Origin of the sequence: Idiomarina seosinensis, from assembly GCF_003987275.1 — a bacterium.
Classification (GTDB): domain Bacteria; phylum Pseudomonadota; class Gammaproteobacteria; order Enterobacterales; family Alteromonadaceae; genus Idiomarina; species Idiomarina seosinensis.
Window position 1 is genome coordinate 549,458 of record NZ_PIQF01000001.1, and the last position, 21,844, is coordinate 571,301.

Annotated in this window: 22 protein-coding genes; 18 read left to right on the plus strand and 4 right to left on the minus strand. The window is 47.5% G+C overall.

What is annotated here, in order from left to right; all coding sequences use genetic code 11:
* Positions 1–106 precede the first annotated feature (106 nt).
* The 14 genes from pspA (at position 107) to CWI81_RS02705 (ending at position 14,613) form a co-directional block, all read left to right on the plus strand.
* Positions 107–781 carry a phage shock protein PspA gene (gene pspA / locus CWI81_RS02640; protein WP_126783677.1) on the plus strand — a complete coding sequence of 225 codons (675 nt, stop codon included), beginning with the start codon at positions 107–109 and terminating at the stop codon, positions 779–781.
* Between the two features lie 25 nt (positions 782–806).
* Positions 807–1,043, plus strand: coding sequence for an envelope stress response membrane protein PspB (gene pspB, locus CWI81_RS02645; RefSeq protein WP_126783678.1), 237 nt, complete (start codon positions 807–809; stop codon positions 1,041–1,043).
* Complete coding sequence (gene pspC / locus CWI81_RS02650) at positions 1,040–1,420, plus strand: envelope stress response membrane protein PspC (protein WP_126783679.1); 381 nt, start codon at positions 1,040–1,042, stop codon at positions 1,418–1,420. Before pspB ends, pspC begins: the two co-directional genes overlap by 4 nt.
* Positions 1,421–1,422: 2 nt before the next feature.
* Positions 1,423–2,799, plus strand: coding sequence for a YcjX family GTP-binding protein (locus CWI81_RS02655; RefSeq protein WP_241970323.1), 1,377 nt, complete (start codon positions 1,423–1,425; stop codon positions 2,797–2,799).
* Complete coding sequence (locus tag CWI81_RS02660; RefSeq protein ID WP_126783680.1) at positions 2,796–3,767, plus strand: TIGR01620 family protein; 972 nt, start codon at positions 2,796–2,798, stop codon at positions 3,765–3,767. Before CWI81_RS02655 ends, CWI81_RS02660 begins: the two co-directional genes overlap by 4 nt.
* Before the next feature lie 124 nt (positions 3,768–3,891).
* The gene (gene megL, locus CWI81_RS02665; protein WP_126783681.1) at positions 3,892–5,130 is read left to right on the plus strand and encodes a methionine gamma-lyase; all 1,239 of its coding nucleotides are present in this window, start codon (positions 3,892–3,894) and stop codon (positions 5,128–5,130) included.
* Between the two features lie 16 nt (positions 5,131–5,146).
* Positions 5,147–5,950: a phenylalanine 4-monooxygenase gene (gene phhA / locus CWI81_RS02670; RefSeq protein WP_126783682.1), complete on the plus strand. Its 804-nt coding sequence runs from the start codon at positions 5,147–5,149 to the stop codon at positions 5,948–5,950.
* A 12-nt stretch (positions 5,951–5,962) separates the two neighbouring features.
* On the plus strand, positions 5,963–6,301 hold the full coding sequence (locus CWI81_RS02675) for a 4a-hydroxytetrahydrobiopterin dehydratase (protein WP_126783683.1): 339 nt from the start codon (positions 5,963–5,965) through the stop codon (positions 6,299–6,301).
* 143 nt (positions 6,302–6,444) lie between these two features.
* Positions 6,445–8,001 (plus strand): transcriptional regulator TyrR, encoded by a 1,557-nt coding sequence (gene tyrR, locus CWI81_RS02680; protein ID WP_126783684.1) that lies wholly within the window; start codon positions 6,445–6,447, stop codon positions 7,999–8,001.
* Between the two features lie 230 nt (positions 8,002–8,231).
* Positions 8,232–9,305, plus strand: coding sequence for a 4-hydroxyphenylpyruvate dioxygenase (gene hppD, locus CWI81_RS02685; protein WP_126783685.1), 1,074 nt, complete (start codon positions 8,232–8,234; stop codon positions 9,303–9,305).
* On the plus strand, positions 9,298–10,428 hold the full coding sequence (locus CWI81_RS02690) for a homogentisate 1,2-dioxygenase (RefSeq protein WP_126783686.1): 1,131 nt from the start codon (positions 9,298–9,300) through the stop codon (positions 10,426–10,428). Before hppD ends, CWI81_RS02690 begins: the two co-directional genes overlap by 8 nt.
* A 6-nt stretch (positions 10,429–10,434) precedes the next feature.
* Complete coding sequence (locus tag CWI81_RS02695) at positions 10,435–11,460, plus strand: fumarylacetoacetate hydrolase family protein (protein WP_126783687.1); 1,026 nt, start codon at positions 10,435–10,437, stop codon at positions 11,458–11,460.
* A complete protein-coding gene (maiA, locus tag CWI81_RS02700) occupies positions 11,460–12,098 on the plus strand; it encodes a maleylacetoacetate isomerase (protein ID WP_126784447.1) in 639 nt (212 codons plus the stop codon). The genes CWI81_RS02695 and maiA overlap by 1 nt, the downstream gene beginning before the upstream one ends.
* 10 nt (positions 12,099–12,108) lie before the next feature.
* Positions 12,109–14,613, plus strand: coding sequence for a S9 family peptidase (locus CWI81_RS02705; protein WP_126783688.1), 2,505 nt, complete (start codon positions 12,109–12,111; stop codon positions 14,611–14,613).
* On the opposite strand, the gene rrtA is transcribed toward CWI81_RS02705, so the two are convergent.
* Entirely contained in the window at positions 14,610–15,197 is a 588-nt protein-coding gene (rrtA, locus tag CWI81_RS02710; RefSeq protein ID WP_126783689.1) for a rhombosortase, read from the minus strand. The two genes, CWI81_RS02705 and rrtA, sit on opposite strands and share 4 nt — an antisense overlap.
* A 74-nt stretch (positions 15,198–15,271) precedes the next feature.
* Between rrtA and ggt the strand changes: the two genes are divergently transcribed.
* Together ggt and CWI81_RS02720 are read left to right on the plus strand one after the other, a co-directional pair.
* Positions 15,272–17,038, plus strand: a complete 1,767-nt coding sequence (ggt, locus tag CWI81_RS02715) for a gamma-glutamyltransferase (RefSeq protein WP_126783690.1) — start codon at positions 15,272–15,274, stop codon at positions 17,036–17,038.
* 3 nt (positions 17,039–17,041) lie between these two features.
* A complete protein-coding gene (locus CWI81_RS02720) occupies positions 17,042–17,491 on the plus strand; it encodes a hypothetical protein (RefSeq protein ID WP_241970324.1) in 450 nt (149 codons plus the stop codon).
* On the opposite strand, the gene CWI81_RS02725 is transcribed toward CWI81_RS02720, so the two are convergent.
* Together CWI81_RS02725 and hspQ are read right to left on the minus strand one after the other, a co-directional pair.
* A complete protein-coding gene (locus CWI81_RS02725; protein WP_126783691.1) occupies positions 17,488–17,856 on the minus strand; it encodes a histidine triad nucleotide-binding protein in 369 nt (122 codons plus the stop codon). The genes CWI81_RS02720 and CWI81_RS02725 overlap by 4 nt on opposite strands.
* Before the next feature lie 76 nt (positions 17,857–17,932).
* Positions 17,933–18,274, minus strand: a complete 342-nt coding sequence (gene hspQ / locus CWI81_RS02730; protein WP_241970325.1) for a heat shock protein HspQ — start codon at positions 18,272–18,274, stop codon at positions 17,933–17,935.
* Between the two features lie 90 nt (positions 18,275–18,364).
* Between hspQ and CWI81_RS02735 the strand changes: the two genes are divergently transcribed.
* Entirely contained in the window at positions 18,365–18,664 is a 300-nt protein-coding gene (locus CWI81_RS02735) for a PilZ domain-containing protein (RefSeq protein ID WP_126783692.1), read from the plus strand.
* Positions 18,665–18,675: 11 nt separating this feature from the next.
* Here CWI81_RS02735 and metG read toward each other — a convergent pair whose 3' ends face one another.
* The gene (gene metG, locus CWI81_RS02740) at positions 18,676–20,718 is read right to left on the minus strand and encodes a methionine--tRNA ligase (RefSeq protein WP_126783693.1); all 2,043 of its coding nucleotides are present in this window, start codon (positions 20,716–20,718) and stop codon (positions 18,676–18,678) included.
* Positions 20,719–20,808: 90 nt separating this feature from the next.
* Between metG and apbC the strand changes: the two genes are divergently transcribed.
* Positions 20,809–21,843: an iron-sulfur cluster carrier protein ApbC gene (gene apbC / locus CWI81_RS02745; RefSeq protein ID WP_126783694.1), complete on the plus strand. Its 1,035-nt coding sequence runs from the start codon at positions 20,809–20,811 to the stop codon at positions 21,841–21,843.
* Position 21,844 lies beyond the last annotated feature (1 nt).

The window sequence follows — 21,844 nt, forward strand, 5'->3', positions numbered from 1 at the left end:
TACAGTTAGTTACCGTAGTTTTAAAAGTTGGCCTGATTGTTGAATACCTAACAGCAGAGGTTATCGTAACCTACAACTTGAACAACTCAACTGTGAGGTAATTATTATGGGTATTTTTTCACGTTTTAGCGATATCGTGAACTCCAATTTAAATGCATTGTTGGACAAAGCGGAAGATCCGCAGAAAATGGTGCGCCTGATCATTCAGGAAATGGAAGACACACTGGTCGAAGTACGCTCCACATCAGCCCGCCTATTGGCCGAGAAAAAAGATGTTCAACGCCAGCAACAACGAGCTGAGCACGAAGTACTGGATTGGGAAAATAAAGCCGAGTTAGCGCTTTCTAAAGAGCGCGAAGACTTAGCAAAGCAAGCTTTAATTGAAAAGCGACAAGCGCAAGATGCGGTCGATTCGTTGCAACAAGAAATTGACCGAGTCGACGAGAACCTGGATAAACTGAATGGTGAAATTGGCCAGTTGCAGGAAAAATTAGCTGATGCCAAAGCGCGCCAGAAAACCATTTTAATGCGTCAGAAAACGGCAACCAGTCGCTTAGCAGTTAAACAGCAGGTGGATAGTAATAAAGTTAATGACGCGATGGAGAAATTCGACCGCTATGAGTCTAAGATTGATGGTATCGAAGCTCAGGTTGAATCCTATGATATGGGTAAGCGTAGTTTACGTGACGAATTTGCCGAGCTGGAAAATGAAGGTAAAGTAAACGACGAACTGGAAGCGTTAAAGGCGCGGATGAAAGCCAAACAAAACGACAGCCAGTAAACCGATCATAATTTAGGACGACGTTATGGAAACTGTAATAGGTGCGCTGATAGCGCCGGTTATAATCTTCACCCTGTTTGTAGCGCCGATTTGGCTGATACTGCATTATCGTAGTAAAAAGCAGGTGAATAAAGGACTGACCGAAGAAGAGCGTAGCCAACTCAATCAAATGGTGGAAAAAGTAGAAAAAATGCGCGATAGGATTCGTACTCTGGAGCGTATTTTGGATGCCGATTCACCTAACTGGAGGGCACACAAATGACTTCAGCCAAACGTCAACTGCGACGTAATACAGAAAAGGGTAAGCTAGCCGGCGTTTGTGCCGGCTTAGCGGACTACCTGAATATTGAAACCTGGATTGTAAGGGTGGTTTTTTTCACCGGTTTTATTTTCTCCAGCGGCTTTTTCTTAATTTTGTATATTGCCGGCTGGTTGATACTGGACAAAGCGCCTGCTCAGTTCGAGAACGATCACAACTTTCATGTAAAAAGCAGTGTTTATCAAGCAGGTGAGCCGCCACACCGGGCGTTCCGTGAATTAAATCAAGAGTTGACCGAACTCGACCAACAATTACAGCGTATGGAGAAGTACGTTACTTCGAATCAGTACAACTTACATAGAGAATTCAGCAAGCTGTGAGAGTGTCCGATAAATTAACAAAAAACATTTCGCACCGAGCCCGCGACCTTATCGATCGCGGGCTCGATCGTCATATCCGACTGGCAATCACTGGCTTAAGCGGTGCCGGAAAGACCGCATTACTGAGCGGTCTGCTGGAACAAATGTTGTATGCGAATGACAGTTCGGCATTGCCCTATTGGCGCGTAGCAAAACAACAACGTTTAATCGGAGCACGACTGGTTCCAAGCAGTGATTGGTCGATAGCACGCTTTGATTACGAAGGCGCAGTCAACGCGCTAACCGGAGAAAACTCAAGTTGGCCGCAATCGACACGCGATGTGAGCGAGATCCGGATCGAACTAAAGTTCAAGCCGGTTAAGGGCTTAGCCAGCAAGCTCAGTGATAGCCGCAAAGTGACGGTTGACCTTATCGACTATCCGGGAGAGTGGTTACTCGATTTGCCAATGTTGGCACAAAATTATCAACAATGGAGTGAACAACAGTCACGACTGAGTGAGCAAGGAGCTCGGGCCGAGGTGTTTGCTGGTTGGCATAATCGTGTTCGTGAAAGCATGCAGTTAGAGGGTGATGCGGACGAGACCATTCGCCGGCTGGCACGAGATTATCAACAGCAGTTGCAGCGTTGTAAAAAAGAGTTTGGTTTGTATTTTTTGCAGCCGGGCAGGCACTTATTGCCCGGTGAACTGGCCGATGCGCCGGCCCTCGATTTCTTTCCCTGGCCAACCGATCTGGATTTGCCGGAGAGCTGGGGCGAGTTGCTGCAGCAAAAGTATCATTACTACCAGCAACAGGTGATTAAACCTTTCTATAAAAGCTATTTCCAAGATTTTAACCGGCAAGTCATCCTGGTTGATGTGTTAACTGCTTTGGAGGCCGGTGAGGATGCTTTGTCGGAGCTCAAGCTGGCGCTGACTGAGCTGATGAAAAGCTTTGAGTACGGAAACAATCATTTTCTCAAACGTCTGTTATCACCGCAAATTGACCGCGTTGCACTCGTCGCCTCCAAGGTGGACCATATTGGCCCGGATCAGCACGCTGCATTGCGCCAGTTGTTAGCTCAGTTGCTGCAAAACAGTCGACAACAGTTGGATTTTGAACGGATTGAATACAAGACCTTTAGTGTGGCTGGTATCTCTGTTAGCCAAGCCGGGCAGTTAAGTGACGGCACGGTGGTGCTGGATGGGTTTGATCACGATCGACAACGAGTTCGTGTTGGAGCCCCTAAAGTGCCAGCAACCTGGCCTAACAAAAAAGACTGGCAAATCGGCTTCGCGTATCCCCGGTTCTACCCACACTTTTCCAGCGTGCAATCGCCGTTGCCGCATATTCGGTTGGATCAATTGTTGGATTATTTACTGGGAGATAAGCTGGAATGAGTTCTTATAACAACGATAAAAGTAAGCTCACTTATTTTGATCCAGACAGCGAAGCGATTGAGCCGGTGCAACTGGAAGAGCCGGCAGATGAGGTGCAGCATACGTTAGCGGAGCTCCCTACCAAACAATCAAAAAAACGGCCTTTCAAGCGTTGGCTAGCGGTCGCGTTGGTGTTGTTGTTGGTTGCTGTCGGTGTCGAGAGCTTTTTACTGATTGCACAAAGCTTTCAACAGCACTGGGTGCTTGGCAGTCTCTGGACGGCAGCTCTAGGGCTATTAGTCGCTTTATTGTTGGTATTTGTGGTGCGTGAAGCGTGGTTATTAAGACGCTTAAAGCAGCGCTGGCAGCAACAACAAAAGCCATCACCGGATCGTTTGCTGGCGGGCTTAAAGCATCCCGATTTAAAGGTTGCGTGGCAGCAAATCGACCAGTATTACTGGAGCGATGAGGAACGTATAGAGCGATTTGAACTTGATATTGTTAGTCGCGTTGATCAGCAGGCACAGCGGCTGATTAGCAAGCGGTCGGCGGAGGCCGCCGCATTAGTTGCGGTTAGTCCAAGTTCGGTCGCCGATATGGTGCTATTGCTATGGAGAAGCCAGCGGATGATGACAGATATCGCGCGGTGTTACGGTATCGAACTGGGTTACTGGAGCCGCGTGCGATTATGGCGCCAGGTATTGACCAACTTAGCCTATGCGGGCATCAGTGAACTGGCAGTAGACTTTGGTGCTCAGTGGTTAAGTGCGGAGCTGATGACCAAGTTATCCGCTCGAGCCGGCCAGGGTTTGGGAGCTGGATTGTTGACAGCAAGACTTGGCTACCAGGTAATGAACCTGAGTCGTCCAATTCCTTTTAAATATTGCAAAAGGCCCGGCTATGGGCGCCTGCAAAAAGATCTGCTGCGTCAGCTTAGCCAAGTTGTTCCCAGTATTTATAAACGCCGCAGCAGTACAGAAAGTCGTTAGTGGAAAATATACGTTACAGAAAAGCCCGCAGCTGTTGCGGGCTTTTTTATTGCCAGATTACCGTTCACCGATGCACTCTTAGTGTTAACAAACTTATAAAGAATCCGTCTTTTGACGGCTCAGTATGGCGAATAAATCAACAGTGAATAACAATAATAACAATTCAAACTGGCAACCTGCGACAAAAGTGATACATGGCGGTTGTGGGCACGACGACCCACACGGATCTCTGGCGCCACCGCTGTATCAAACATCAACCTTTAAATTCGCTAATTCGGCGCAGGGCTCTGCGCGTTTTGCAGGCGAAGAAGACGGGTATATCTACAGTCGTTTAGGTAATCCGACGACTGTCGAGCTTGAGACTCGTGTCGCAGAACTCGAAGGGTACGAGGCGGCTGCGGCAACGGCGACCGGAATGGGTGCAATTGCGGCGACTACTATGGCATTTGTAAAGGCCGGCGATCACATCATAGTGTCTGATGCTATCTATGGCTGCAGCTTTGCGCTATTTAGTGAGTTGTTCGAGCGTTTTGGAATTACTGCAGACTTTATTGATTTGAATGATCTTGAGTTGCTAAAAGCAACAATAAAAGAAAATACCCAATTAGTATTTCTTGAGACACCGGCCAATCCGCACCTTAAATTAGTGGATATCAAGGCTGTTAGTGATGTCCTGGCAGGCTCAGAGATTCGGTTGATTGTCGACAATACGTTTATGACACCATTGCTGCAGCAACCAAAGCAATTAGGCGCAGATCTAGTGGTGCACAGTGCAACTAAATTCTTAAACGGTCACGGCGATGTGGTTGCCGGACTGGTTTGCGGTAGTCACCAAGACATTATGCAGATAAAGGGGACGACCCTAAAAGATATGGGGGCAACAATTAGTCCACATGACGCATGGTTAATTTTGCGTGGCTTGAAAACTCTGGACGTGCGCATGCAACGTCATTGTGAAAACGCCGAGCGAGTGGCTCAGTTTTTAGATCAGCATGATGGTGTCAGAAAAGTTTATTACCCGGGCCTGAAAGAGCATCCGGGACATGAATTGATAGGGCGCCAAATGCAACATGCTGGTGCCGTTATCGCGATGGAGCTAGAGGGGGACGAGGCGCAAGCACGTTACTTCTTAGATCAATTAAAAATGATCCCATTGGCGGTAAGTCTGGGTGATGCTGAAACCTTGATTCAACATCCGGCCTCGATGACGCATTCACCTTATACAGCCGAAGCCCGCCAACGGGCCGGTATTAGCGATACGTTAGTACGTATTGCCGTAGGCCTGGAGGCGGTCGAAGATATCATCGCCGATTTACAACAAGCATTAGAAGCCAGCCGGCAGCGCTGGCAAAAAACGGCTTAAACAACAAGAGGAAAGTATGGGTAAACAGAGTCAATACGTATCTAGACAGCCTGACGAGAATGGCGTTATTCACTGGAGCGACGAGGAGAATGCCGTATGGCGTGATCTGGTTGAACGTCAGTTAAAGTGCATTCCCGGAAAAGCGTGTGACGAGTACATGAAAGGACTCGAGTTACTTGACTTGCCAACGGATAGATTACCGCAGCTGGATGAAGTAAACCAAGTTCTGGAGCGCGAAACTGGCTGGCAAGTAGCAGCGGTTCCAGCGTTAATTCCATTTGATGAATTCTTCCGGTTATTGGCTAACAAACAGTTTCCGGTAGCTACTTTTATTCGTACCCGGGAAGAGTTTGACTACTTGCAGGAGCCTGATATTTTTCATGAAATATTTGGCCACTGTCCACTGCTGACTAATCCGGCATTTGCTCACTTTACCCATCAATATGGTAAATTGGGTTACGCTGCAACGCCTAAAGAGCGAGTTTATCTGGCTCGTTTATACTGGTTTACGGTGGAATTCGGTCTGATGAAAACAGCTGAGGGAATCCGTATATATGGTGGCGGTATTCTCTCTTCGCCGGCGGAGACTGAGTACGCGGTCAATAGTGATAAGCCCGAGCGCAAGCCACTTAAGGCTTTGGACGCATTACGGACACCCTATCGGATTGATATTATCCAGCCAGTCTACTATACCATTGAGAGTGTGGATGAGCTGTACGAGATTTCTGACATGGACATCATGTCACTGGTACATGAAGCAATGGAACTTGGGTTGTTCGAAGCTAAGTTCCCACCAAAACCTAAAACTGACGTAGCGTAAAAGGAGCCTTAAATGTCATTAGACAGCGAAAAATGTGAAGCGTGTCGTGGAGACGTCCCTGAAGTGAGCGAAGATGAGCTGAAAGAGTTGATGCGGGAAATCCCGGAGTGGACACCGATAACTCGGGATGGCGTAATGATGCTACAACGTGAGTACGAGTTTAAAAACTTTAAACAAGCGTTAGCGTTTACCAATCGCGTTGGTGAATTAGCGGAACAAGAAAAACATCATCCGGAAATTACCACCGAATGGGGTAAAACAACGGTTACCTGGTGGACCCACGCAATCGATGGACTGCATCGCAATGACTTTATTATGGCGGCGAAAACCGATAAAGCGGTTGACGAATAGCCTAACAATAGAAAATTAAAACACGCTATTTGTTGGCGTGATAAGACCCCAGCCAAAGTGCTGGGGTTTTTACTATCTGAACGGCGTTATTTGCTGTATTATTTACTTTACAAAGGTTCCAATTAGAAGCAAAGACAACGTTTATGAGATTAGAAATAAGCTGTGACGATCGGCTTGGCATTTGTCAGGATGTATTGCAGATATTGCGTGATCATGAAATTGATTTGCGGGGTATCGAGGTTGATCCGGTCGGTAAAATTTTTCTCAACTTTCCAGAGTTGGCATTCGACGACTTTAGTCACTTGATGCCGAAAATCCGTCGCATCCCAAATGTGAAAGACGTAAAAACGATTCCTTATATGCCGTTTGAGCGGGAGCATTTCGAATTTGATCTATTGCTGAGTACCTTGCCGGATCCGGTGCTTTCTATTGATGCAAAAGGCCGTATCGACATCATTAACGATGCCGGCGCTAAGTTACTGGCGGGTGCTAATGAGCCGTTAAAAGGCGAAACGATCAGTCAGTATATTCATGGTTTTTCGATTTTACGTTGGCTTGATAATGAACCGAAGGAACCGACCTACGAGGCGGTTAATATTGGCTTAGCCGAATATCACGCCCAGTTGCTGCCTATTTGGGTAACGGCAGAAGATGGTAATGAGACCTTTGCTGGCGCAGTTATTACCTGTAAAAGCGACCCCATAACGGCCAATTGGCAGCGCGGTGACAACGAATCGGCATTTACCGCGCTATTAACCGAGCAGCCGCTAGTAAAGCAGATAATCAAAGATGCACAACGCATGGCAGAGCTGGAGGCGCCGCTGCTGATAGAAGGCGAAACTGGGGTAGGCAAGGAGCTGCTGGCAAAGGCATGTCACTATGCCAGCGCGCGTTTCGACAAACCTTTTTTAGCCATTAACTGTGCCGCATTACCGGACAACGTCGCTGAAAGTGAACTGTTTGGACATGGTGAAGGTAGTTTAAGTGATTTGAGTCAACGCAAAACTGGCGTGCTGGAACAAGCCGCTGGTGGGACGGTATTGCTTGATTCTGTCGGCGAAATGTCGATTAGCCTGCAAGCAAAATTACTGCGTTTTCTCGAGGACGGTGTTTTTCGCCGTATTGGTGAAGAAAAAGAAGTCAGCGTTAATGTGAGAATCATTTGTACCGCGCAAAATCACCTGTTTGAACTGGTTGAACAGGGACGGTTTCGCGAAGATCTCTATTATCGGCTTAATGTGTTGGTACTCAGCTTACCGCCATTGAGAGAACGCCGAAATGACGTATTGTTGTTGGCAGAGCACTTTATCGCTGAGGCATGTAAGTCGCTGGGCCGTAGCCAGGTAAAACTAGGCCGTGCCAGCAGAGAAAAGCTGCGTCGTTATCAGTGGCCTGGCAACATACGCCAGTTGGAAAACACCATGTTCCGCTCTGTCTCTATGCTTGAAGGAGATATACTCGAGCCTCAGGATATTCGACTGCCGGAAATTCAACAAACTGAGGATAGCTTAGCGGTCGATATGAAAGAGACCACTCTGGACGAAGCCGTACGTCACTTTGAATCCAGTATTTTGCGTCGTCTTTACCCAAGTTACCCAAGTACCCGGCAACTGGCGAAACGATTAGGGTTGTCGCATACGGCAGTGGCCAATAAATTACGCGAGTACGGAATTGGCAAACAACGCAAACGCAGTTCGTAAACATTAACGGACAAAAAAACTCAGCTGTAACTTTAAGTTTACGGGTGGTTTTGCAAAGCCGTGCCGCTACAAGCCGTTGCACGGCTTTTTTATTTTTGTATAAAAAACGTTACAAACCGACCCCGGTGTTAGCTATTTATTGATTTTCCTCAACACTCGCCAGTTCTAACGCCAGGCCCTACAGTTATTGTGTCTAATTACAAATACCAGCATAACTGGAAGGAATTATTATGTCAGAAGTAACAAGCAACCCTTTGAATACCGATGGTTTTGAATTTGTTGAATATACCGCTCCGGATCAGCAAGGCTTTGCTGCGTTAAAGGACCTGTTCGACAAACTTGGCTTTACCGAAGTAGCGAAACACAAAACTAAGCAGGCGTGGTTGTATAAGCAAAACGATATTAACTTTATTATCAATGCGGAGCCGGGTGGTCAGGCGGAAGAATTCGCCAAACAACACGGCCCGAGTGTTTGTGGCATGGCATGGCGCGTACAAGACGCTAAACACGCTTTTGAACACGCTGTTGGTAACGGTGCGAAACCGTTTCCTTCTGAAAAAGGCGCTATTGACGGTGCGCAAGCGGTCTACGGTATTGGTGCAAGTGCGCTTTACTTTGTCGATAATTACCAGGACAACGCGGTCTATAAAGAACATTTCGATTTTTATGAAGACTGGCAGGGCAAAATGAATGACCACGCCGCGGGTCTATACGAGATTGACCACCTAACCCATAACGTTTTCCGTGGCAATATGGATACCTGGGCTGGCTTTTATGAGCGTATCGGTAACTTCCGTGAAATCCGTTACTTTGACATCGAAGGTAAGTTAACCGGGCTGTTGAGCCGGGCAATGACTGCGCCTTGCGGAAAAATTCGGATCCCAATTAATGAATCACACGATGACAAGTCGCAAATTGAAGAATACCTGAAAGAGTACAAAGGTGAAGGTATTCAGCACATCGCATTAACCAGCGATAACATCTACAAGACGGTAAAAGATCTGCGCTCAATTGGCATGGACTTTATGGACACGCCAGAAACATATTACGAGAAAATTGATGAGCGTGTAGAAGGCCACGATGAAGATGTTGAAGCGTTACGTGAACAACGCATCCTGATTGACGGTGCGCCAATGAAAGACGGCATTTTACTGCAAATCTTCACGCAAACTGTAATCGGCCCGGTATTTTTCGAAATTATTCAGCGTAAAGGTAATGAAGGCTTTGGCGAAGGTAACTTTAAAGCGCTGTTTGAAAGTATCGAAGAAGACCAAATTCGCCGGGGAGTATTAGACGATGCGTAAATGGATTAGCTTTCCGAAACAGGAGGGTAAGTCATCTCGACAAGCCCATGCTGATTTTCCGGAGCAGGCCATTTATGAACGTGAAGCGGGGCGCAGTGGCTTTTTTGGCCCTGCGACGCATTTTCATCATCAACATGCGCCTACCGGTTGGTCCGAATGGGAAGGCCCGCTGCGCCCACGCGCATTCGACTTTAACCAGTTACAAGGTTTAGCCCCGGAAAACCCGTGGTTAACACCAAATTTACTGTCAAATAGCAGCTGTAAGTTTCGACTCTGGCACTGTCATCAACATATGCCGTACCTGGTTCGTAATGCCGACGGCGACGACTTGCTGTTTGTTCATGAAGGCAGCGGTGATTTGTACTGTGATTACGGTCATATTCGGTTGACGAAAGGCGACTACTTTTTAGTCCCGCGCTCGACCAGTTGGCGGCTTGAGCCCGATGAACCGATGCAAATCTTGATGATTGAGGCGACTAACGGCGCGTATCAATTGCCTGAGAAAGGATTGGTCGGTAATCATGCTATTTTTGACCCAGCGGTGCTTGATACACCAGCAATTGATGAGTCGTTTAAAGCGCAATACAGTGAGCAGCAGTGGCAAGTTTATGTCAAGCGTCACCAGCAGGTGAGCGTTATTACTTATCCGTTCAACCCGTTGGATGCTGTTGGCTGGCATGGTGACTTAGCGCCGGTACGACTAAACTGGCGTGATATTCGGCCGTTAATGAGTCACCGTTACCACTTACCGCCATCGGCTCATACAACCTTTGTTGCTGAACGCTTCGTGGTCTGTACCTTTGTGCCACGTCCGATCGAGTCCGATCCGGGGGCTCTTAAGGTACCGTTTTATCACAACAACGATGACTATGATGAAGTGTTGTTTTATCACGAGGGCGACTTTTTCAGTCGTGATAATATCGACCGCGGTATGGTAACCTTCCATCCGGCAGGCTTTACTCACGGCCCGCATCCGAAAGCATTTAAAGCGGGTAGAGAGCACAAAAAGAAATTCACTGACGAAGTAGCAGTCATGCTGGATACTCGTGACTCATTGGAGCCGGGTGATGCAGCGCTGGCGGTTGAAAACCCAGACTACGTCTACAGTTGGCAGGAGAAATAATAACTTATGAAATTAGCCACTTATAGAAATGGAACGCGTGATGGCCAGTTAATGGTGGTCAGTAAAGATTTAACCCGGGCGATTGCGGTTCCGGCGATTGCTGCGTGTATGCAAGAAGCAATCGATAACTGGGATGAAGCTGAGCCCAAGCTCAACGACGTTTATCAAAAGCTGAATTCCGAGGCAATCGATGGACAGGTTGATTTTGACGAGGTGCTCTGTGAGTCACCGTTCCCGCGCGCTTATCAATGGGCTGATGGCAGTGCCTACGTCAACCACGTGGAATTGGTTCGGAAAGCACGTGGTGCTGAAATTCCAGCCAGTTTTTGGGAAGATCCGTTGATGTACCAAGGTGGTTCGGATGACTTTTTAGGGCCACGCGATGATATCGAAATGGCGAGTACCGAATGGGGTATCGACTTTGAAGGCGAAGTCGCGGTAGTAACTGACGACGTACCTATGGGTATTGATGCAAAATCGGCTGCCGGCCACATCAAATTACTAATGTTAGTTAATGATGTGTCGTTGCGTGGGCTTATCCCTGGAGAACTGGGCAAAGGCTTTGGCTTTTTCCAAAGTAAACCTTCATCCGCGTTTTCACCGGTGGCAGTAACTCCTGACGAACTGGGCTCGGCCTGGAAAGACAGCAAGGTTCATTTACCACTGTTATCGGAGTACAACGGTAAACCCTTTGGCAAACCGAATGCCGGCGAAGACATGACCTTTGATTTTGGTCAGTTGGTTGCTCATGCCGCTAAAACTCGTCATTTAGGCGCTGGTGCCATTATCGGCTCTGGCACCGTATCGAATAAGCAGGGCACCGATCACGGTACCTCTATTGACGAGGGTGGTGTTGGTTATAGCTGTATTGCCGAAGTACGAATGATCGAAACCATTCGTGACGGCAAGCCAACTACCGAATTTATGAAGTTTGGTGACACAATCCGAATGCAGATGATCGATAACGGAGGCCAGTCTATTTTCGGCCAAATTGATCAGAAAGTAGCGGAGTATAAAGGTCCTCAACAATGATGAAACTTTATGGATACTGGCGCTCAAGCGCCAGTTTTCGTGTCAGGGTCGCGCTTTATTTAAAAGGTCTGCCGTTTGATTACAGTCCGGTACATTTGGTAAAGGATGGCGGTGAACAGCATTTGCCGGCTTACCGCAAGTTGAATCCAGCTGGTCTGGTACCAAGCCTGGTAGACGGCGATGTCACGTTAAATCAATCACTGGCTATTATTGAATACCTGGACGAGCGATATGCACAACACCCGCTGCTCCCGGCAGCAGCAGTTGATAGAGCTAAAGTTCGGGCTTTGGCCTATGACCTTGCATGCGAATTACAACCGGTGACAAATTTGCGAGTACTGCAATACCTGACCGGCACGCTGTCGTGTTCCGATCAACAGCGTAACGACTGGATACATCACTGGATAGAAAAGAGTTTCACCGCGTTTGAACAGCGACTGACCGAAACTGCGGGTGAATATTGCTATGGAGATTCGGTAACATTAGCGGATGTTTGCTTGCTGCCCCAAGTGTACAACGCGCAACGCTTTAAAGTTGCCCTGGACGCTTACCCAACACTAATGGCCGTGCACGATCGCCTGCAACGGTTAACAGCGGTACAGCAAGCTCGCCCAGAAAATCAGCCAGACGCTCAATAAGGATTATAAAATGGTTAAATCACGTTTAGTGATAGCAATCGGGGCTGCACTACTGACTGCCTCTTGTGCTTCTACCTCTGCGCAACAGGAAGCATCAGCTAATGCGGTGCCACAACCCCAGGTAAAAACGTTAAGTGCCGACCCATTGGCCTCTGCGGAGGGGACTGCGCAGTTGACCATGGAACAAATAATGGCCAACCCGGACTGGATGGGACGTTTCCCTGAAGGTGCTTTTTGGAGCATGGACGGACAACATATTTTGTTCAAGCAAAAGCGTGAGGGGAGCGAAGTCCGTGACCTGATGATGCTAGAGAATGCACAGGGTGAAGCTCAGAAAGTTCCCTTGTCGCGCTGGCACAAATATATTGCCGATGAAAAAGAATCATCCGTCGCTGGTGATTGGCTGGCCTACACCTTTGAGGGGAATATTTTTGTTCGTTTTGGTGATGGTTCGGTAGCACAGTTAACTCGCGATGAAGCTCGCCAACATAACTTACAAGCGATGACAGATGGCAGCTTAAGCTTTCAGGAAGGCAACGATTTTTATCAGGTTAATGTAAAATCCGGGCTGACCCAGCAAGTCGCCTCCATTAAGTTTGCTGACGAGCCTAAAGCGAATAAAGAACCCGCTGACTACTTGGCACGAGAAGAACAGCAGTTGATACAGTACGTGCAAAAAGAGCGTGAAGCAGCGCAGCAGCGGTTTGACCAGCAACAGCAACTTCAGAATGAAAACCCGTCACTGACGCCAAAGTCGTTTTATTTAGACAAGTCCAAACAATTGGTTCAAGCCAGCTTGTCGCCGCAAGGCAATTACCTCATCGCCGTTATTAGCGAGCCTCAGAGCTGGCGTGAAGACGGCGACATAATGCCTAATTATATTAACGAAGATGGCCGTATTAGCAGCGAACGTGTACGTCGTCGGGTGGCTGATGCAAAACCCACTGAGCATCAGTTGGTGTTGCTTGATCTCGCGGAACATTCAGATACCACGTTAACTTACAACCAGTTACCGGGTTGGAACGAAGATGTATTGGCTGAGGTGAAGCGCGAAAACCATGAAGCTCGCGGCGAAGAGTATGAAACAGAACAACAGCCTCGTGCGATTCACTTGATGTCCGACTGGGGTTGGGAAAATGGTGCGTTGCAATGGAATGAAAATGGCTCAGAACTGGCATTGATGTTAGAAGCCTGGGACAATAAGGATCGCTGGATTGCAACCGTCGACTTTGCGGCTAAGCAGTTGGTCGCCCAAGACCGGTTGCATGATGACGCCTGGATTAACTACACTCACAATGAATTTGGCTGGTTAAACGAACAGGCATTGTGGTTTATGTCCGAAGCCGATGGTTACTCGCATCTGTATGCAAAACCACTCTCAGGGCAGACGCGTCAGCTAACTAAGGGTGAGTATGTGGTCGAGTCACCGAAACTCAGCAGCGACTCAGAGCATCTATATTTTCAGGCAAACATTGAGCATCCAGGTGTTTATGAAGTTTATCGGGTAAAAACCGATGGCAGCAGTGAAAACCCTGAAGCGCTAACTAACCTGAACGGTATGACCGCGTTCGAGTTGAGCCCAATGGATGATGAGTTGATTCTTACCCACTCAACGCCATTAATGCCGCCAGAGCTTTATCATAAAACGACAGCGCCGGGAGACCAGCCAGAACAGCTAACACACACCGTGTCTGAGAAGTTCCTGAGCATTGACTGGAGCGCTCCGGATGTTGTTCCGGTGGCTTCTTCTAATGTTGAAGACCCAATTTACACACGCATTTATAAGCCAGAAGGCTTTGATGCTGACCGTGCCGAGGAATACCCAGCGGTCGTGTTTATTCATGGTGCAGGATATTTACAAAACGCCCATATGGGTTGGTCGGGTTATTTCCGTGAATTTATGTTCCATAGCTTGCTGAACAAAGAAGGCTACGTGGTCGCCGATCTCGATTATCGCGGTTCTAAAGGCTATGGCCGTGACTGGCGTACAGCTATCTATCGGCAAATGGGAACGCCAGAGGTAGAAGATCTGGTTGACGTTACTCGCTACTTAGAAAGCGATCTTAACGTCGATACCGACCGGTTAGGCACCTACGGTGGCTCCTACGGTGGTTTCCTGACGTTTATGGCGTTATTTAAAGAGCCAGGGTTATTTGAAGCAGGCTCTGCGCTTCGGCCGGTCACTGACTGGGCTCATTACAATGTTGGTTATACGTCCAATATTCTGAATTTGCCGCAGGATGACACCATTGCCTATCGTCAGAGTTCGCCGATATACTTTGCCGAAGGGCTCGAGGACGCGTTATTGATTAACTCGCCGATGATTGATGATAACGTCTTTTTCCAGGACAGCGTGCGCTTGGTTCAACGTCTAATTGAGTTGAAGAAAACGGATTGGGAAACGGCTATCTATCCGGTAGAACCCCACGGATTTCGTCAGCCGGAAAGTTGGCTGAACGAATACCGTCGGATCTTTAAATTATTTGAAGAAAACCTGCATCCCGAGCGTGACTAACGCTCGGAATCAGTATTTTTTAAAGGTTCAGGAACGGCGTCGCTTACCCGGCGCCGTTCTAATTTTAGCAGCACCAGACTGCTTAATAGTCCGGCGGCATGAATATATGCAACGTACTCACCAATAAAGTGAGTTGGTCGCCAGCCCAGTAGTTCCGCAACTACCTTGCCGATAATGGCTAACCCAAGAATCAGCACCCAGCGATTCTGTTTGGCATATTTGACCACGCAATACATCAATAGACCGTGCAGAACCGCGGACAGACCCACGAACTCAATTTCCCAGGGCAATAGTAACAGCAGCAAGCTAGTGGTGACCGCGCTGAGCAATAACGCATTGATTAACCAACGAGTGGTAAAAAACTGTCGCCACACCACAACGATAACCACCAGTGCGGCGAAGTTAAATAACGCATGAGACCAGTTAAGGTGAATAAAGTGTGCGCCCACCAGCGGCCAACCCTCGCTCAATGCAGTATCGCTATTAAAGGCTAAGCTATCGTGCCACTCGGGCATTAATTGTAAAAACGCCATAACGGCTAAGCTCAAAATTAAAGCAAATAAGTAATGTTGTATGTTTTTCATGGGTCGTTTTCATTGCACAGCTGTTGATGGGTTCGTATGATAGTGCCAAATTGCCGTAAAGAAAAAGGGATTGCATGAAATTGTCGTTTAAGCGGGGCGTTTTCGCTGTTACTTTCAGCACACTACTAGTTGGGTGCGGAAGTCCATTAACGCCAGAAAAAACGGCCAACGAAGTTCGTGAGCCAGAGGCAGCTACGGGCTTTGCGGATAAGCAAGCAGTAACCACTGAACGGTTTATGGTGGCAGCTGCAAATCCGCACGCTGTCGATGCTGGGTACAAAGTTCTTAAACAAGGTGGTAATGCCATCGACGCTGCAATAGCGGTGCAGGCAATGCTTGGTTTAACCGAACCGCAATCATCCGGAATTGGTGGCGGGGCCTTTATACTTTACTGGGATCAACAGGAACAGCGACTGTATACCGTTGATGCACGAGAAACAGCGCCAATGGCCGCCACTGAAGAACTATTTTTAGACGACAATGGTAATGCGCCACGGTGGATTGAGGCCGTTGTTGGTGGCCGTTCTGTTGGTACTCCGGGATTGCTAAAGGGGCTAGAGCTTGCACACCAACGATGGGGAAGTTCTGATTGGGCTGACTTGTTCAAAGATAGTATAGAGCTAGCAGAGCAAGGTTTTCAGGTATCGCCGCGTTTAGCCAAACTAGTGGCTATGGAAATCAATCCGGGTGTTACCAAAATGCCGGTTACTAAGGATTACTTTTTCCCTAATGGCAAACCTCTGCAAACGGGCGATTTATTAAAAAACCCAGAATACGCAGAAACACTGAGCTTAATCGCTGAGCAAGGTGCGGACGCCTTTTATCATGGCCCAATTGCTGAGAAAATTGTTTCCGCGGTAAAAAACAGTGCTGTCGCGCCCGGTGTACTGAGCCTGTCGGATCTGGCTAACTATGAAGCCAAAGTACGTCAGCCGGTCTGTGATGATTACCGCCAATATAAGGTTTGTGGCATGGGCCCACCGAGTTCAGGCGGCTTAACGACATTGCAGACTCTGGGTGTGCTGGAGAATTACGATATCCCGCAGATGACGGTTAACGGTGAGCAGGCTGCTCACTTATTTACTCAGGCCTCGCGGCTTGCTTATGCCGATCGGAATCAATGGATTGCGGATCCCGATTTTGCCGAGGTACCGGTGGCTGCAATGCTGAATGATGAATATTTGGCTGAACGTGCTGGTAAAATTAATGAAAATGACATGGGTAAAGCTAAGCCGGGTCTGTACTTAATGCCGGAAAATCAACAAGACATGGCGTACGAACGGCCAAACACCAGCCATATTAGTATCGTTGATAATGACGGTAATGTTGTGTCTATGACAACCAGTATCGAAATGGGCTTTGGCTCAACGGTAATGGCCGGGGGCTTTTTGCTGAATAATCAATTAACCGATTTCTCACTTGTGCCAATGGATGGGTCGGTAAAAATAGCGAATAGGGTAGAGCCTGGTAAGCGGCCACGCAGTTCTATGGCGCCAACCATGGTATTAAACCAACAAGGTGATCAAGTATTGCATGCGCTGGGTTCACCCGGTGGTAGTCGTATCATTAATTATGTGACGCAGACTGTGGTCGGTCTGTTGGACTGGAAACTGGATATGCAGCAAGCCATAAATATGGGACATGTGACCAATCGTAACGACTATACTTCGCTGGAAAAAGGTCGACCGATTGCAGAGCACGCAAAAGCGTTAAGAGCTCGCGGGCACGAAGTGCGAGTGATAGATTTAAATAGTGGCTTGCATGGTATTACCATTAATTCCGATGGAACGCTGACTGGTGGAGCTGATCCGCGTCGCGAAGGTCAGGTAAAAGGAGAGTAGTTGGTGAAATCTTATAAGCTGTTATCAATAATTTTACCATTGGTTGCTTTGACCGCTTGCTCTGAACAAAACTTTGGACATGCTGAGGATGAAGGCGAAACCCCTGAGGTTGTGGCAATAAAAAGTTTCTATCAGGCAATTTATCGAGATGATGATTTGCAGAAAGCAAAAACTTACGCGTCAGATCGGATGGATGGTTTGATCGACCATTATGCAACGCTTCAAGGGGTGGAGCGTTATGTGTTAGGTCGTTATTTCGATCAGGTTGAATTATCGGTGGATACCGATTCGCTGGTTCCCTATCTGAATAAAGCGCAGGAAATCAGAGCAACCGTTATTTTCGAAGGCGAGTATCAGGGTGAAGATGTTAAAGATAGTCGCGACGTGGTGTTAGTGCAGGAGCAGGGTAAATGGCGCGTGGACCAGATTCTCGATCCACGCTACCGTCCTTAACCCTGTTTTTTATTGTCCGTGTAGGGTGGCCAACCTAATGGCTTACCGGCTAACAGGTGTAGGTGAATATGGTAAACGGTTTGCCCACCATGTTCGTTACAATTCATAACACAGCGATAGCCGTCCTCTGCGAATCCTTGCTCGGCGGCTATCTTACTGGCAACAACGTACAGATGCCCGACCGTTGCCGCTGTTTCATCGTCAATATCGTTAATGGTAGCAATCGGCTGTTTTGGGATAATTAACAGATGCACCGGTGCCTGAGGATTGATGTCCTTAAACGCCAACGCATGGTCGTCTTCGTACACAATATCGGCGGGTATTTCGCGATTAATAATCTTGCTGAATATGGTTTCTTCGGCCATAACGTTTCCCTCTAGCTACTGATTTATCTCCATAGTACTAATAGCAGCGGTAAGGAGCAATTATCCATTCTGTTGTTTAGTTTATTTTGTCGGCCAGTAGATATTGACCCTGCGACCGGCCACAAAATACCAAATCCACCATCGGGTGCTGGATTGCTTGTTCGGTAAAGTCAGGATCTAAATTAGACTCACTGACGTAAGTTTGTATCGATGAGTTGTTGACCAATACATGGTACCAAGGCTGCTGTTTTGATGGTTGTGAGGTCGCCATCCGCTGATACCAATCATCGGAGAGACTAAAGGTTGGATCAGCATCGATAATTACACCGCGATAACCATAAAGTGAGTGTGTAATAAGCTGGCCGATTGCGAATTTAGCCGTTACCATTTTTTGACTCTCTGCTGCAGAATTTGCCATAACATCATCCTTAACATAATTGCTGTTTTCTTATCGGCATGGTTCTGCTAAAACTGAATAGATAAAGTGTAAAAAATTAAGGAAAAGCCAATGTTAGGCTCGGATGAGAACCGAAATTTTATGCGGATGTCGGTGAATGCCGACGCGCAACTGATTTTAGAAGACGAACAGCACGGGCAACAGGTGATTGACGCAATCTGTCTGGATTTAAGTGCGACGGGCGCATCTTTACAAATAAAGCAGCCGCTAGAAGAAGGGCGTGAACTAACGATACTGATTGAATCGGGAGGCAATGTGCCGGCATTAAAAGCGCTGGCGCAAGTAGTTCGCAGCCAGCGCCTGGACGACGGTGATTATCAGCTAGGCTGTAAAATCACCAAAATCCTTTAACCGAGGTTTTGTTACATGACTCGCATTCCAGGTTTAGCGCCGTCGTGTGGGTTTAAAATATAAATTTCGTCTTTGCCAGGACCTGCGGCAAGAACCATACCCTCGGACAGGCCAAAGCGCATTTTTCGTGGCGCCAGGTTGGCGACCATGACGGTCAATTGACCAACTAATTGATCCGGTTTGTAAGCCGATTTGATACCAGCAAAAACCTGGCGTTGTTCGCCGCCCAAATCAAGCGTTAACTTTAATAGCTTGTCGGCCCCTTCAACATGTTCAGCGTTGGCAATTCGGGCTACGCGTAGGTCAACTTTTGCGAACTCATCAAAATTAATTTGCTCAGCAATTGGTTCTTTCGTCAGTTCATCATTAACGGTCTCCGCAGGATCCTGAGGAGCGTTTTGTATCTGTTCTTCTTTAGAAGCTTCTAACATGGTGTTTATGTCGTCCATATCAACACGCTGCATTAGCGCTTTAAATTTATTAATCGGATGGTCTGTTAGCATTGAACGGTGACTGCTCCAGCTAAAGCTGTCGTTCAGGAAGTGCTGCACCGACTTAGATAACTCAGGCACTATCGGCGTTAAGTAAATCATTAGAATACGGAACAGGTTAATGCCCAACGAGCAAATATCGTGAACTTCGTTTTCGTGGCCGGGTTGCTTTATCAGCTGCCAGGGCTCCTTGTCAGCGATGTATTGGTTGGCGCGGTCAGCAAGCGCCATAATGTCACGTATCGCCTTCGAAAATTCACGTTTTTCGTAGTACTCAGCAATTTGATCGCCCGCTTTTTGAAAGTCTTCCAATAATGCTGAATCGGCGATGTCGCCGGATAGTTTTCCATCAAACTTTTTGGTAATAAAGCCCGCGCAGCGGCTGGCGATATTGATAACCTTACCGACCAGATCCGAGTTAACCCGTTGTGCAAAGTCGGTTAAATTCAAATCCAGATCGTCAATACGACTAGTTAACTTAGCAGCAAAGTAATAGCGCAGGTATTCCGGGTTCAAATGGTCTAAATAGGTACGTGCCTTAATAAAGGTACCTTTAGACTTAGACATTTTGGTGCCGTTAACGGTGATAAATCCATGAGCCCAAACGTTGGTTGGCTGTCTAAAGTCTGCGCCTTTGAGCATTGCCGGCCAAAATAGGCTATGGAAATAGATAATGTCTTTACCAATAAAGTGATATACCTCGGCTTCACTATCCGCTTGCCAGTATTCATCCCAGTCAGCCTTACTGGTGGTTTCGCAGTAATTTTTGAAACTACTCATGTAGCCAATCGGTGCATCCAGCCAGACATAAAAGTATTTGTCTTCGGTGCCGGGGATCTTAAAACCAAAATAGGGCGCATCACGGGAAATATCCCAGCGTTGCAAGCCTTGTTCAAACCACTCGTTAAGCTTGTTCGCCATTTCGTTTTGTAGCGAACCAGAGCGGGTCCAGCTTTTCAACATATCGCCAAAGGCGGGCAGATCAAAAAAGTAATGCTCAGAATTGCGCATTTCCGGGGTTGCACCGGAGACTACGGAGCGCGGGTTCTTTAGATCGGTGGGAGCGTATGTGGCACCGCAAACATCGCAGTTATCGCCGTACTGATCTTCAGCCCCGCAGTCAGGGCATGTGCCTTTTACAAACCGATCCGGTAGAAACATTTGTTTTTGAGGATCGTAGAGTTGCTCGATGACCTCAGTTTTAATATGTCCGGCTTTATCCAGACGATTGTAGATAGTTTCGGCAAGCTCGCGGTTTTCATCACTATGCGTGCTGTAATAATGATCAAAACCTATGTGAAAATCGGCAAAATCATTTTCGTGAGATTTTTGCATGTCACCGATCATTTGCTCAGGGCTTATGCCCAACTGCTGAGCTTTAAGCATGATGGGTGTACCGTGGGCGTCATCAGCGCACATGTAGTGGCACTCATTGCCACGTAGCTTCTGAAAGCGCACCCAGATATCGGCCTGGATGTAACCTAATAAATGTCCAATGTGAATTGGCCCGTTAGCATAGGGCAAGGCATTGGTTACCAAAATTTTACGTTCGGTATGGCTCATGCGAAAATCTGCTTCCATCAATGTTAGTATGAAACTGAAGCTAAATATTAGCATAGGAACCGCATGATACACAGAGCCAAGAGGTGGCTGATGTCACAGTTTTTTGATAATAACGATGCCTTTAGTCAGGCATTACAGGTATTGCGCTCGGATTATTTGCCAACTGGAATCGATCCGGACTGGCTTGAGCAGGAACCAGGCAGTTCCAGTATTCGTTTGGTTATTCCCTTTATTACCGATGTAGAGGCGATTAAGCATGAAATTGCCGAGCAGCCAGAACTGGCTAAATACGACTGGGAAGTTCTGTGTAAGGTTAAAAAACTGAGCAATTCGCAGCCGGAATTACCGATGATTACCGGTAACGTCATCGTGGTCTCATCGGGCAAAGGAGGGGTCGGTAAATCGTCTGTCAGTGTGTCATTAGCGTTAGGCCTGCAGCAGCTTGGCGCGCGGGTTGGGTTGTTGGATGCCGATATTTATGGCCCGTCTATTCCAACCATGTTGGGACGCGGTGATCATACAGTCGAGGTTAACGCCAGTAATAAGATGGAGCCGTTGCAGCGCTTTGGCTTGCAAGTAAATTCGCTGGGTTATCTGGTCTCAGATGATGATGCCACTATTTGGCGGGGGCCTATGGCTAGCAGTGCTTTGCAACAACTCTATAACGATACAGCCTGGCAAAATCTGGATTACCTGATCGTCGACATGCCACCCGGTACCGGTGATATCCAGTTAACTATGGCGCAAAAGTTACCAATTACCGGGGCTGTAGTTGTTACAACACCACAAAACGTGGCGCTACGAGATGCTGAGAAGGGCATTGCGATGTTTAACAAATTACAGATTCCGCTATTAGGCGTATTGGAAAATATGAGCTACCATCGGTGCGCAAGTTGTGGTCATCAGGAAGCCATTTTTGGTGAAGGTGGCGGGCAGCAAATAGCAGAAAAACATGCGGTGTCGTTACTTGCTCAGTGGCCACTCACGACCGCGTTGCGGGAGAGTCTGGATCATGAAAAGCCATTGATGATAGAGCAACCTGATCATGAGCTGAGTCAGCTGATACGCAAAACCTCGGCGACAATTGCAGCGCAGCTCTATCATAAAACAACAAAAAACGTGTAAT